Annotated in this window: 12 protein-coding genes and 1 riboswitch; of the genes, 5 read left to right on the forward strand and 7 right to left on the reverse strand. The window is 30.6% G+C overall.

The window, feature by feature from the left end; genetic code table 11:
- The first annotated feature begins 287 nt into the window (after window positions 1-287).
- The 4 genes from EM932_RS16925 (at window position 288) to EM932_RS16940 (ending at window position 6165) form a co-directional block, all read left to right on the forward strand.
- On the forward strand, window positions 288-590 hold the full coding sequence (locus EM932_RS16925; RefSeq protein ID WP_135878393.1) for a hypothetical protein: 303 nt from the start codon (window positions 288-290) through the stop codon (window positions 588-590).
- A gap of 70 nt (window positions 591-660) precedes the next feature.
- A complete protein-coding gene (locus EM932_RS16930) occupies window positions 661-1938 on the forward strand; it encodes a 6-bladed beta-propeller (RefSeq protein ID WP_135878394.1) in 1278 nt (425 codons plus the stop codon).
- Between the two features lie 6 nt (window positions 1939-1944).
- Complete coding sequence (locus tag EM932_RS16935) at window positions 1945-2553, forward strand: hypothetical protein (protein ID WP_135878395.1); 609 nt, start codon at window positions 1945-1947, stop codon at window positions 2551-2553.
- 456 nt (window positions 2554-3009) lie between these two features.
- On the forward strand, window positions 3010-6165 hold the full coding sequence (locus EM932_RS16940; RefSeq protein ID WP_135878396.1) for an efflux RND transporter permease subunit: 3156 nt from the start codon (window positions 3010-3012) through the stop codon (window positions 6163-6165).
- 106 nt (window positions 6166-6271) lie between these two features.
- Here the strand turns inward: EM932_RS16940 and thiH are convergent, their stop codons facing one another.
- Genes thiH through thiS form a run of 7 tightly spaced genes read right to left on the reverse strand, consistent with a single transcriptional unit; the run spans window position 6272 to window position 12316 of the window.
- Window positions 6272-7390: a 2-iminoacetate synthase ThiH gene (thiH, locus tag EM932_RS16945; RefSeq protein ID WP_135878397.1), complete on the reverse strand. Its 1119-nt coding sequence runs from the start codon at window positions 7388-7390 to the stop codon at window positions 6272-6274.
- Window positions 7391-7398: 8 nt separating this feature from the next.
- Entirely contained in the window at window positions 7399-8181 is a 783-nt protein-coding gene (locus EM932_RS16950) for a thiazole synthase (protein ID WP_135878398.1), read from the reverse strand.
- A 1-nt stretch (window position 8182) separates the two neighbouring features.
- Window positions 8183-8833, reverse strand: a complete 651-nt coding sequence (gene thiE, locus EM932_RS16955; RefSeq protein ID WP_211344310.1) for a thiamine phosphate synthase — start codon at window positions 8831-8833, stop codon at window positions 8183-8185.
- A gap of 4 nt (window positions 8834-8837) precedes the next feature.
- Entirely contained in the window at window positions 8838-9623 is a 786-nt protein-coding gene (locus tag EM932_RS16960; RefSeq protein WP_135878400.1) for a hydroxymethylpyrimidine/phosphomethylpyrimidine kinase, read from the reverse strand.
- A 2-nt stretch (window positions 9624-9625) separates the two neighbouring features.
- Entirely contained in the window at window positions 9626-10219 is a 594-nt protein-coding gene (locus EM932_RS16965) for a thiamine phosphate synthase (protein ID WP_135878401.1), read from the reverse strand.
- A gap of 3 nt (window positions 10220-10222) precedes the next feature.
- Window positions 10223-12082: a phosphomethylpyrimidine synthase ThiC gene (gene thiC / locus EM932_RS16970; RefSeq protein ID WP_135878402.1), complete on the reverse strand. Its 1860-nt coding sequence runs from the start codon at window positions 12080-12082 to the stop codon at window positions 10223-10225.
- A gap of 30 nt (window positions 12083-12112) precedes the next feature.
- Window positions 12113-12316: a sulfur carrier protein ThiS gene (gene thiS / locus EM932_RS16975; RefSeq protein WP_135878403.1), complete on the reverse strand. Its 204-nt coding sequence runs from the start codon at window positions 12314-12316 to the stop codon at window positions 12113-12115.
- 118 nt (window positions 12317-12434) lie between these two features.
- A riboswitch (TPP riboswitch) is annotated at window positions 12435-12528 on the reverse strand.
- A 267-nt stretch (window positions 12529-12795) separates the two neighbouring features.
- Between thiS and EM932_RS16980 the strand changes: the two genes are divergently transcribed.
- Window positions 12796-13521: a LytR/AlgR family response regulator transcription factor gene (locus EM932_RS16980; RefSeq protein WP_170179832.1), complete on the forward strand. Its 726-nt coding sequence runs from the start codon at window positions 12796-12798 to the stop codon at window positions 13519-13521.
- Window positions 13522-13604: the final 83 nt, after the last annotated feature.

Below are 13604 nucleotides of genomic sequence, written 5' to 3' on the forward strand. Positions count from 1 at the left end.
ATATTTGGAACACCATCGAAGACCTGATGATGGTAATGGAGCAAATTTCATAATTGAGAAATAGCTATTCAGGTGACTTTAAGTCACCAGCCCAAACCTATGGACTTTAAGTCCATAGTGGTTTAGTTTTTTAATAGGGTTTTATATGAAAATATCACATTATAAAAATGGATTATTTTTTTTTATTAGTGGTCTAATTATTACAATTATATCTGTTTTCTTCTTGCTATATAAAATTTTAAAAAAGAAATGATTAATAATTTAATTTAAAATAAAATTTTAAAAAAATGAAAAATAAAATTTCAATCTATTTATTGGCTATATTCTGTTTTACTCTTTTTAGTATAAATATTTCTCAAACAAATAACGAAAATTCTAAAATAAGTTTTTCTTTAACTGAATTACAATATGCTTTTGCTGCTGATAGCGAAATTAGAGGAAAGCAATGTGGTAGCGATGAGTGTTCTGTAACTTATAGCATAGGTGTAGTTACAGTAACTGAACATGGACACTATTACCATTGCAAAACAATTGAAACACCAGGACTTTGTGATTCATCAGCCTGTGATGTTAAATGTGATGCTATTTAACCAAGACTTATTTTAACAGTTTAATGTGGTTCTCGATTTAGAATCGAGAACCACTAAATTTTTAATATTTATGAAATTAAAAATACTTTTAAGCCTAATTTGCTTGACCTTTGTTTCCTCTTGTACTCATGATAATAAAAAAAAAATATATATAGATGATAGGCAAAAAACAAAAATTTCAATTAAAAAAATTGATAATTGGAAAATAAGCAAATACTCAGAACTATTTGATAGTATTAAATTTGTGCAGTTAGAAACAACTGAAAAATCAATTATAGGTAGAATTGATAAATTAATAAATTGGGATAACAAATATTTCATATTAGATCAAGTTCAAAGGAAAGCAGTATTAGTTTTTGATGATAATGGTAAATATTTAAATGCTGTAGGGAGAAAAGGAAAAGGACCAGGGGAATATATTGAACCAAATGACATTAATATAAATTATTTTTCTAATGAAATTGCTATTTGGTGTAATACAACTAAAAAAATTATTTTTTATGATTTTAAAGGAAACTATAAACACGAATTAAAATTAAAATACTATTTGAAATCTTTTGCCTTTTTTGAAAAAAACAAAATAGCTCTTTATTTGGATATAGATTTCAACAAGTTTAAAAACAAAAGAAATCTAATTGTAATAAATATAAAAGGGAAAACATTATATGAAGCTTTTGACGAAGTAAATACACCTGGACCTAGCAGAGGAGGTTTTAACTTTTTGAGCAAATTCACGAAAAATAATGCTTCTCTACTGCCAGGATACTCAAATAAAATATACTCAATATATAGTGATAAAATAAAACAAGAATATGAAATAAATTTTGGAAATCATACAATTCCTGAAAACTTCTATTCGAAACCAAATATTAAATTCACGACTGAACTAAGAAATTCAGACTACGCATATTTGAATAATCATTTTGATTTCCCAAAATTATTGATATTTAATTTTATTTATAAAAATAAAATTTATAGTTGCTTTTACCAAAAACAGCAATCAAGGCTTTCATACAACAATATATGGATAAATGATCTTAAAGGAATGCTATCTGGTTCAGCTATTATGTACCCTAGTAGTACTAAAAATGAATTAATCAGTGTTTTTGAAACTTCTAACATAGGATATATAAAAAAAATTACAAATAATACTGATTATAACGATGAAATTAAAAAATCATTCTGTGATTATTTTGAGAAAATAATCACAGAAAAAAAATTACTTGATGGGTTAAAAAATGAAATTTATTCAACAAAATTCATTTTCACTAAACAAGATTTGAATTTTATCAATTCGATTAATTCAAATGATAATCCGATATTAATAATTAAAAGAATAAAAAAATAGATTTGTATGAAGAAAGTGGGTTTGTATGTGATATTATTCTTAGGATTTATTAATATATACTTATTGTATAATAACAAAAGCACAATTAAGAGGTTGAATGATATTAACAATAATGAAGTAATGAGATATGAGAATGATAAACATCTATATGAAGAAACTATAAAAGAACAATTTTTGAATAACTCAATATTAATTAATCCAAATTTAGAATTAATTGATTCCAATAATAAGAAAATACTCATTAAGAAGGTCATTGGAAAAAATAAAAAGCTTGTTATTCGTAGTTCAGAAAAAGGATGTGGAATGTGCATTGAAGGAGAGTTAAAAAGAATAAAAAAATATTCAGATAGTATAGGAATTTCAAATATTATAATAATAACAACACATAGTAGTGCTAGAAAATTAGAGGTTTTTAAAAAGATGAATGATATCAATTTTGATACCTATTTCTGTGAGGATTTAGGTTTTCCCATCGAAAATAAAAGTGAAAAAACATTTGTTTTTATATTAGGTAATGAATTAATTTCAAATAATTTTTTTCTTACAAATTTAGAATTCCCCGAACTATCTTATAATTATTATTCTTCAATTATTCATAAACTTCATGAAAGATAATTTATCTAATGAATTTAAGGTACTAGTAATAGATAATGCCGGGTTCCACTCTACCAAAAAGAGATACCCGAAAATATATACCTAAGAATACTACTTCCATATGCTCCAAAACTCAACCCTTGTGAACAGATATAGCACAATATGTCAAAATAGATACAAAAACCACAGATTCGATTCAATTCAATGAAAGAACTCAAAGACTGGCTCCATGATACAGTAAGGACAATGAACAAGGAAACTATAAAATAATTACCATAAATCACCATTATATCAGTTAATTTAAAGCGACATTTTTTGGTTTCCTACCAGAATTAAACATTTATAGGTAAAGTACAATGTATGTTATTTTCTAATTACCAAAATAGATTTAGGTGGAATCGGATATTTAAAAGTATAGATTAATTAAATTAGTGTAATAATAGCTTAACTAAATAATAACTTTATATAAATTCTTATATGAACTTTAAGTTTTCTTCATTTTCTATATGTATTGTGTTTGTATGTCTATCAATTATTGGAGCTAGCCTTATTCCTTTATTAAGTGTTCAATTAACCCCAACCAAAACCTTACCCTCTATAGGGATTAATTTTAGTTGGAAAGATGCTTCTGCTAAAGTGATGGAACAAGAAGTGACCTCAAAACTAGAAGGTGTTTTTAATACGGTTAAAGGTATTAAGAGTATTAGTTCAACATCAGATAAAGGAAGGGGAAATATCTCTATAAAATTTAAGAATCATGTTAATATGGATGCGGTTCGCTTTGAATTAGCTAACTTAATTCGTCAATCTTATTCCGAACTTCCAGATGGTGTTAGTTACCCCAATCTGTCGTTAAGTGCTGCCAATGAAAATAAATCACCTATTCTATCCTATAGTATTAATGCTAACGAAAGCCCTTATTATATTAAAAAATATGCAGAGAAGCACATCGTACCAAAATTAGCAACTATCACTGGGGTTAATAAAGTTAACGTTTACGGAGCAGCACCTTTTGAGTGGGTTATAGAATATAATACGAATAGCCTTTTACAGTTAAAATTATCTGCAAATGACATTCAGAAAGCTATTAATGATTATTTGAGTAAAAAGGAATTAGGGAACGGTGTTTTTAGAGTAGATGAGAGTGATTATGATCATGAAATGTCATTAAACCTGTCTTATAAACCAGAAACAGAAATTGATTGGAATAAAATTCCAATAAAAAAGATTGGAAATAGAATAGTTTATTTAGAAAACATAGCAAAAGTTAAATATAAAGAAGCAGATATAACAAGTTATTATAGGATAAACGGTTTGAATACCATTAATATGACTATTTATGCGGAACAGGATATTAATACTATTGATCTAGCAAATACGGTTAAAGAAAAAGTTCTTGATTTAAGTAATGAATTGGATAGCGGTTATAGCATAAAATTAACTCAAGATACTACAGAATATGTCATTGAAGAATTACAGAAAATACAAAAAAGAACCTTGTTCTCATTTTTAATTTTATTGATACTTATATTAATTATTAATAGAAGTTTTAAGTACTTAACTATTTTATTTTTCAGCATCATTACTAATTTACTAATAGCTGTTATTTTTTATTATGTATTTAAAGTAGAATTACAATTATATTCGTTTGCAGGTATTACCATTTCTTTTGGGATCATTATCGATAATAGTATTATCATGATAGACCACATAAGAAATAAAGGTAACAAAAACGCTTTTTTAGCCATTTTAGCAGCCACGCTTACCACTATTGGAGCTTTAATGATTATTTTTTTATTAAAAGAAGGTCAACGGGCAGATCTGCTAGATTTTGCTTTAGTTATTGCTATTAATATTGGTGTTTCTTTATTAGTGTCATTGTACTACGTACCTGCCTTATTAGATAAAATAAATTTGTCTAAAAAGCATATTAATTTTTCCAGAAAACGAAAACGAAAAACCCTACGTTTTACAAAATATTATACCCGTATTATTTTTTGGATGAAAAGACCTCGTTTTAAATGGTTATTTATTTTAATTTTTTTACTAGGTTTTGGCTTACCATTTCATTTACTACCCAAAAAAATGGAAGGAGAGGACTTCTTTACTAGCATATATAACAAAAGTATAGGGACAGAATGGTTTTCAAATGATATAAGACCGACCTTAGAAAAAATAATAGGTGGAACGTTAAGATTATTTACTGAAGATGTTTTTGAAAATTCTTTCTATTCCGAGCCAGAAAGAACAACATTGAGAGTTACTGGTAAGATGCCAGATGGTTGTACCATACAACAACTTAATGATGCTATAACTAAAATGGAAGCTTATATTGGTCAATTTGACGAAATTGAGCTTTTTGAAACGCGAGTATCTAGTTACAGAAATTCTAATATTTCGATTTATTTTAAAGAGAGCCATGAATTTGGAGGGTTTCCCCATACATTAAAAAACTTATTAGAATCTAAAGCCATTAGTTTAGGAGGCTTAGACTGGACCGTTAGTGGTGTTGGAAGAGGCTTTTCAAATGCTTTAGGTTCTAGTTCTAAAGGAAACCGAATTATATTAGAAGGATACAATTATGATAAACTATATAATTACGCAGAGCAATTACAGCAGCAACTTATTGACAGTTCTGGCTCCAGGGTAAAAGATGTAGAAATTACCAGCGGCGGATGGCGAGATAATGCCTTATATGAATATTATTTAGATTTTGATGCTAATAAGTTAGTCATGGCTGATGTCTCTCAACAGCAATTATATAATCATTTAAAAAATCAGGTACATTCTGGACAATTGGCTTCTATTATTCAGGATCACGAATTACAGAAAGTAAAACTAGTGTCAGATAAATATCAAAAATTTAATGTATGGGATTTAAAAAACACACCTATTTCAATTCGAAACAAGCAACATAAGCTAGATCAGTTAGCTTCTATTGAAAAAAAGAAAACAGGGAATACTATTAAAAAGAATAATCAACAATATAGATTAACGGTTGCTTATGATTTTCTTGGAACATCATTTTTAGCTCAAAGGATAAGAGAGAAAAATATAGAAAGTTTTGAATCTAAATTACCTTTAGGATATCAAGTTTTTGAGCAAAAATATAATAGATGGAACAAAAAAGATAAAACACAATATTATTATTTATTTATAGTCATTGGAATTATATTCTTCATTTGCGCGATTCTCTTAGAATCATTAAAGCAGCCCTTTGCTATAATTAGCATGATCCCCATTTCTTTTATTGGTGTTTTTTTAACGTTTTACTTATTCGATTTCAATTTTGACCAAGGTGGCTATGCTTCGTTTATTTTATTGAGTGGCATTAGTGTGAATTCAGCGCTATATATTATTAATGATTATAACAATTTGAAAAAGCAATATCCTAATAGGAACGTTCAATCATTGTATTTTAAAGCTTTTAATTATAAGATTATTCCTGTTATTTTAACCATTATATCAACCATTGTGGGTTTAATTCCTTTTGTTTGGAGTGGGCAAAATGAAGCCTTTTGGTTTTCATTTGCTGCTGGGTCTATAGGAGGGTTATCATTTTCATTAATAGGCATATTTTTTTATTTACCTCTGTTTAGTTTAAAAGGTAAAAACTATGATGTGAAAAAGTAGATGAATATTGCTGATAAGATATCAATAGTGTTTATCTATAAATAAAATATTTAAAGAAAACATATTAGATAAGGTCATGTCTGGATTCTTTTAAAAATTCTTGTTTTTAGTCGACAGCATCATAAGACTTAGACCAATCTTTCCACACAACGTCATAGCCTTGGGATTGGATCATATTCTTAATTTCTTCAGTAGTACGACCATCCGAAATTTCAAATTGCTCGAGTGATTTAGGTTCTACACTATAGCCTCCCGGATTTGTTTTAGATTCTGCACTCATAGACGTAATTCCTAAGTGGATACAGTGATTTCTAAAGATTTCACTTTCTCGAGTAGATAATGACAATTCAACGTCTTCATCCAGTAACCTGTAAGCACAAATTAATTGTACCAAATCGGTATTAGTCATTTCCACTTTTGGATCTAATCCCCCTTGATGGGGTCTAAGTCTAGGGAAAGAGATAGAATATTTTGTTTTCCAATATGTTTTTTGTAAATATTTTAAATGCAAAGCCGTATAAAAGCTATCAACTCGCCAATCTTCAAGTCCAAAAAGTGCTCCTAGGCCAATTTTATGAATTCCAGCTTTACCTAATCGATCGGGTGTATCCAATCGGTAATCAAAATTCGACTTTTTACCTTTCGGATGATGTATTTTATAAGTGGCTTTATGATACGTTTCCTGATACACTAAAACGGCATACAACCCAGATCTGATTAAAGTTTCGTATTCATCTTGGTCTAAAGGTTGTACTTCGATACTTATATTAGAAAATTGAGACCGAATCAGGTCTATAGCATGTTTTATGTAGGGTACTCCAACAGTTTTGTTTGCTTCTCCTGTTACCAAGAGAATATGATCATATCCTAATTTTTTAATATGGTCTACTTCCTTTAATATTTCGGCATCACTTAAAGTCTTTCTTCTAATGCCATTATCCATACTGAATCCGCAATACGTACATATATTTTGACATTCGTTAGATAGATACATGGGGATATACATTTGAAGGGTATTCCCAAAACGTTTTTTGGTAATAGCATTACTTCGTTGTGCCATCTGTTCTATATAAGGTTTGGCAGCTGGAGAAATTAGAGTTTTAAAATCTTCTAAGTCAATTTTCTCTTTGAGGAGTACTTTTTCAACTTCTTTGGCTGTTACTTTGTAAATCTCTTTTTCTAAAGTATCCCAATCGTGTTTTTCAAATGTATTTTTAAAAGACATGGTCTGTACTAATTTAAATCGTTTAGAAAAGCCGTGAGTGGGCTACTAGCTTCAGCTTGATTTTTAATAGGGGCTAGTTTGGCGTTATAAGCCATTCTACCAGCTTCAACAGCCATTTTAAAAGCAATTCCCATATCTACAGGGTTTTGAGACACCGCAATAGCTGTATTTATTAAAACAGCATCAGCCCCTAATTCCATAGCAAATGCAGCGTGAGACGGAGCTCCAATACCAGCATCAACAATTACGGGTACGTTGCTTTGTTCGATAATGATTTCTAAAAACTCAAGGGTTTTAATACCTTTATTACTTCCAATAGGAGCACCTAATGGCATCACGCATTGTACACCAACATCTTCCAAACGTTTACATAAAACAGGGTCGGCATGAATATAAGGCATGACCACAAATCCAAGTTTCACCAATTCTTCAGCGGCTTTTAAGGTTTCAATAGGATCGGGGAGCAGGTATTTAGGATCTGGATGTATTTCTAGTTTTACCCAGTTGGTTTGAAGTGCTTCTCTGGCTAATTCGGCAGCGAAAACAGCTTCTTTTGCGGTTCTTACACCAGATGTGTTGGGAAGCAAATTAATTTGATTATCACTTAAATGAACAAGCATATCGTCCGATTCATTTTCTAAATCCACACGTTTTAAGGCTACAGTAACTAGCTCACTTTCTGAGGCTATGATGGCTTCACGCATGTTGTTGGCACTACTAAATTTCCCTGTTCCTGTAAATAATCGTGACTTAAAAGTCTTATCTGCAATTTTTAGTATATCTGTTGTCATGTTATATTTTGTGATTTGGATTCCAAACTTGTTCTTGCTGAGAAGGGCTATTTAAAAGTTTATTGAATAGACTAATTTTATTAAAATCTTTGGTGATTTCACTCGAAGCAGCTATCCCATGAACGCCCGTTTTTAAAATGTCTGGAACATCTTGTGTAGTAATACCTCCAATGGCAATAATGGAGATATTAGTTTGTAATGTTTCAATAATCGTTAGGTAACCGTTTGTTCCTAAAACGGGACTCAAATTATCTTTAGTGGTTGTAAAACGAAAAGGTCCTAAGCCTATATAGTCTATTTTTTTTTCAACTAATATGTTACAATCTTCAAGTGTGTTGGCTGTGCCTCCAATAATTTGCCAGTTTTCTAAATGTTTCCTTGCAATAGTAGGACAGGTGTCATTTTTTCCTAAATGTACGCCATCTGCTTTTATTTTTTTTGCAATTTTATAGTGGTCATTGATAATTAAGCGTGTTTGATAATGTGCCGTAATTTTTCTGGCTTCCTCTGCCATTTTTAAAATCTTTTTTTCGGATAAGTTCTTTAAACGCAATTGTACCAATTCTGCTCCCGAAGTACATGCTTTTTTGATGTTTTCAAGATGTTCTTTTCCTGTATTTCCTTGTGATATATAATGTAATTTCGGAATCATAATTTTAATTATTAACTATTTGAGTTTGCCCAACAGTATTGTATTTGTGCTTTCCTAATAACCCTTTATCAGAATTCAAAAATTGTTCTGTATACAGTTTAGCATTTTTAGCGGCATCTTCTAATTCAATATTCAAAGCTAAATTACTTGCTAAAGAAGCGGATAGCACACAACCACTCCCATGTTTTTGAGAAATTTTATCTATATTAGGAGGTATATTTACCATAACGATACCACTGTGATACAATTCATCCCAACCTTTTTTTTCGGTTCGGTGTCCTCCTTTTAAATAAATTTTGGTGAAGGAAGATATATGTTCAATCGTATTTTCAATATTTAATTTTGGATATAAACTTTGAATTTCATCATAGTTAGGCGTGACAATATAGCATTGCCTCCATATCTTGTCCAGTAAACTTTGGTTTTCGGTTTCATGAAAATCAAAACCTGCACTTGCTTTAATGATGGGATCTAAAACAATTTTTATGTCAGAATTTAGTCTGTGTAATTTGTTTAAAATGAGATTCAATGTATCCCAGGATTCCATAATACCAATTTTTACAGTATTGATATCAAAGCGTTCAAAGAGTATTTCAATTTGAGTGATGATTACATCAATTTCTGTCCAAATACATTGTTTAAAATCAATATCATTCTGAATCGTAATGGCTGTACAAACAGACAAACCATGTAAACCATGTGCTTCAAACGTTTTGATGTCTGATGTTAATCCAGCTCCTCCTGAAGGATCATGGCCAGCAATGGTTAATATATATTTATTATCATTCATTTTTATCTCTCAAAGCGACTTTTCATCTTTTTAAAAACCTCTACGGGTTTGTTATTGTTCCAAATACTTCCTAAAACCCCCACGCCTTTAAACCCTAGTGCATTAAATTCATTAAGATTATCTGTCGTAACGCCACCCATTCCAATTATGCGTTTGTCAATATGATTTACATCAAAACCTCTGCCTTCATAATCTTCTTTTGAAATTGAAGAGAAAACTGGGCTTAGCAAATGATAGTCAAATTCAAACTCACAGTTATCTATATCTTCAGGCTCGTGAAACGAACTACTAATGGTTTTTCCGTACATGTTTAATCCTTTGAAATACTGTCCTGGATTATCTTCTATATGATTTCTTCTTTTTTGTTCTTGAAAATGAATGCCTTTTAAGTTGTATGTATTAATTAATTCATGAAAATAATGAACGACAATTCGATTGTGGTATTTAACATTAATTTGATTTAGGTAGTCACAATGTTCTTGATAGTTTTTTTCAGGTTTTCTTAAATGATAATACTCTAAACCAGCTTCGAAAAGCTGATTTAGAGTTAAAATTTCATCGAGAAGATCTGTTTCAGGAGCAATTAATACAATCATGGTTTATAAATATACTTCGCTTCCTTTTTCTTTAAATTCTTTAGACTTCTCTTCCATACCCTTTTGCACGACTTCATCATCTATAATATCATTTTCTGCTGCAAAGTTGCGTACTTCCTGAGAGATTTTCATGGAGCAAAACTTTGGGCCACACATAGAACAGAAATGAGCAATTTTTGCACCATCAGCAGGTAACGTTTCATCGTGGTATTCTCTCGCTAACTCTGGATCAAGCCCTAAATTGAACTGATCTTCCCAGCGGAATTCAAATCGTGCTTTGCTTAAAGCATTATCTCTGTGTTGCGATCCTGGATGTCCTTTTGCTAAATTGGCAGCATGCGCCGCTAATTTATAGGTAACAACTCCAGTTCTAACATCGTCTTTGTTTGGCAACCCCAGGTGTTCTTTTGGTGTTACATAGCAAAGCATGGCGCACCCGTACCATCCAATCATTGCGGCACCAATTCCAGAAGTAATATGATCATAACCAGGAGCAATATCTGTTGTTAATGGGCCTAATGTATAAAATGGTGCTTCATCACAGACTTCAATCTGTTTCTCCATATTTTCTTTAATCATGTGCATTGGCACGTGACCAGGACCTTCAATAAAGCATTGTACGTCTTGTTTACGCGCGATTTTGGTTAATTCACCTAATGTTTCCAATTCGGCAAATTGAGCATCGTCATTCGCATCTGCAACAGAGCCTGGACGTAACCCGTCTCCTAAAGAAAAAGCGACATCGTATTGTTTTAAAATGGCACAAATATCTTCAAAATGTGTGTAAAGGAAATTCTCTTTGTGATGTGCTAAGCACCATTTTGCCATAATAGAACCGCCTCGAGAAACGATTCCTGTAACACGTTTAGCAGTCATAGGGACATATCTCAACAATACACCTGCATGGATGGTGAAATAGTCGACACCTTGTTCTGCTTGTTCAATTAAAGTATCTCTGAAAATTTCCCATGTTAAATCTTCTGCAACACCATTTACCTTTTCTAAAGCTTGATAAATAGGAACAGTTCCAACAGGTACTGGAGAATTTCTAATAATCCATTCTCGGGTTTCATGAATGTTTTCACCTGTCGATAAATCCATGATATTATCCGCACCCCATCTACAAGCCCAAACTGCTTTTTCAACCTCTTCTTCAATGGAAGATGTAACGGCTGAATTACCTATATTGGCATTGATTTTTACTAGAAAATTTCTTCCCAAAATCATGGGTTCTGCTTCTGGGTGATTAATATTTGATGGAATAACTGCACGACCTCTTGCAACCTCAGAACGAACGAATTCAGCCGTGATCTTAGAAGGAATTGAAGCCCCAAAGTGTTCACCTTTATGCTGTTTACTAATCTCTGTTATTTTATCAATTCGCTGATTTTCACGAATGGCAATATATTCCATTTCTGGTGTTATAATACCTTGTTTTGCGTAATGTAACTGGGTTACATTTTTGCCTTCTTTTGCACGTAGAGGCTTTTTGAGTAAGGAAAAACGCATATGATCCAATGTTGGGTCATTTAAGCGTTCGTTGCTATAGGTAGAAGTAAATTGATTTAATTCTTCTACATCATTGCGATCTAAGATCCATTGTTTACGAATAGGATTGATACCTTTATGAATATCAATATCCTTATTTGGGTCTGTATAAGGTCCCGAAGTATCGTATACGGTAACGGATTCGTTTGGTGTTAATTTCCCGGTCATCGCATCTTTAGTATCGCTAAGAGCAATTTCCCTCATGGCTACTTGTATGTTTGGGTGGATATCACCTTGTACATAGATTTTTTTAGAATTAGGAAACGGATTTCTTGAAATTGTTCCTTCTTTTGGAGCTGTGTCTTTTGTTTTCATGTCATAAATACTTTTATTACTGGAATAGCATTAACCACCCTGAGTTGCTTGAATAATTAAAACTTGATCATTGGAATTGAAGCCATGTGAGTTCCATTGTTCTTTTCTTATAATGCTATTATTAATAGCAAAAGCAATGCCTTCTGAGGGTGACTTGATTTTAGCAAGTAGCTTAGAAATAGTAGTAGTTTCTTCAACCTCCATTGCCGTCTCATTTACCGATATTTTAATCATAAATAATATAATTTTAATAGTTTGTATAAACTATCAAAGGGTGAGACGAAATACTTTGAAAATAGCACAGCAGCTAAAATAGTGCGTACTTATATAAGAAGTATGTAAATGCATTATTCATGCATTTTTAACTTTTTCCTTCGTTGGTACTAACCATATCAGGTTCAAAGGGACTCTCTCAGTTCCAAATAGGAACACCCCTAAAGTTTACTATACAAACTTATTTAAAAATATGTATTCTGACTACATTTTTTGAATAAAGATTTGTTAATTAACAAAAGTGTTAAGTAAAAGTATTGATAACCATTTGGTTAGATGTGCTGTGTCGATTAAATGATATGGTTTTCTAAATATTATAAGTCTACCTGTTAATTGTTTTTAAATTATTTAAGTGAAAACCTTACATTAAGTATGGTAAAACCCTAACGGTATTAGTGAGAATATGAATATAATTGTTTTCACTTTTTAATTACAAAACTTTGAATAATTATCTTATCATTGATACAGAAGAAATTAATATAAACAGAATTAAAAAAGTTCTTGATGACTTTCCTGAATTTAATTGTGTTGATTGTGATTATGATTATTTTGAACCGATTGATGTTATTCTTAAAAATACTCCCGATTTAATTTTTTTAAATCTTGATACTATATTGGACAATCCTTTTAATCTAGTTAACGAAGTAGAGCAATATTTAAAAAAAGATTATGAGTTTATTGCCATTTCTTCTTCGAAAGAAAAAACTTATGAAGCTATAAAAACTGGTTTTTTTGATTATTTGTTAAACCCAATAACTGAACTAGATATAAGAAAAGCGGCTTTGAAGTTTAAAAAAAAACACCCAAATAAAATAAGTAAAACTATTTGTCTGAAATCTTATAAAGATTATCAGTATTTAAATGCGGACGAAATTTTGTTTTTAAAAGCTGATAACAATACAACTGATTTTTATATGAACAATGGGCACACTGTAAGCGCTTTTAAAACACTTAAAACTTTTGAGCTGATATTACCAAAAAATTTCTTGAGAATACATAAAAGTTATATTATTAATAAAAATTATGTAAATAGAGTTAATTACGGTACTTTAAATTGCACGCTAAAAAAATGTTTAAAAAAAATACCCTTTAGTAAGACATATATTAACAATGTCGAATTCATGATAAATACATTATCTCAAACTTCGGTATTGGGTTTAAGTTGATTTTCCCTTTCAAAAATTACCATTTCACTAATAGAAGCATCTGTTTCACTAATTAGAATTTAAAAGTGTAGCGTTTTTCATTT

The sequence above is a fragment of the Flavivirga rizhaonensis genome (assembly GCF_004791695.1).
Classification (GTDB): Bacteria; Bacteroidota; Bacteroidia; order Flavobacteriales; family Flavobacteriaceae; genus Flavivirga; species Flavivirga rizhaonensis.

Bases quoted from the DNA above. Each gene is read 5' to 3' on its own strand.
- EM932_RS16925 (WP_135878393.1), top strand. From the start codon at position 288: ATGAAAAATAAAATTTCAATCTATTTATTGGCTATATTCTGTTTTACT.
- EM932_RS16930 (WP_135878394.1), top strand. From the start codon at position 661: ATGAAATTAAAAATACTTTTAAGCCTAATTTGCTTGACCTTTGTTTCC.
- EM932_RS16935 (WP_135878395.1), top strand. From the start codon at position 1,945: ATGAAGAAAGTGGGTTTGTATGTGATATTATTCTTAGGATTTATTAAT.
- EM932_RS16940 (WP_135878396.1), top strand. From the start codon at position 3,010: ATGAACTTTAAGTTTTCTTCATTTTCTATATGTATTGTGTTTGTATGT.
- thiH (WP_135878397.1), bottom strand. From the start codon at position 7,390: ATGTCTTTTAAAAATACATTTGAAAAACACGATTGGGATACTTTAGAA.
- EM932_RS16950 (WP_135878398.1), bottom strand. From the start codon at position 8,181: ATGACAACAGATATACTAAAAATTGCAGATAAGACTTTTAAGTCACGA.
- thiE (WP_211344310.1), bottom strand. From the start codon at position 8,833: ATGATTCCGAAATTACATTATATATCACAAGGAAATACAGGAAAAGAA.
- EM932_RS16960 (WP_135878400.1), bottom strand. From the start codon at position 9,623: ATGAATGATAATAAATATATATTAACCATTGCTGGCCATGATCCTTCA.
- EM932_RS16965 (WP_135878401.1), bottom strand. From the start codon at position 10,219: ATGATTGTATTAATTGCTCCTGAAACAGATCTTCTCGATGAAATTTTA.
- thiC (WP_135878402.1), bottom strand. From the start codon at position 12,082: ATGAAAACAAAAGACACAGCTCCAAAAGAAGGAACAATTTCAAGAAAT.
- thiS (WP_135878403.1), bottom strand. From the start codon at position 12,316: ATGATTAAAATATCGGTAAATGAGACGGCAATGGAGGTTGAAGAAACT.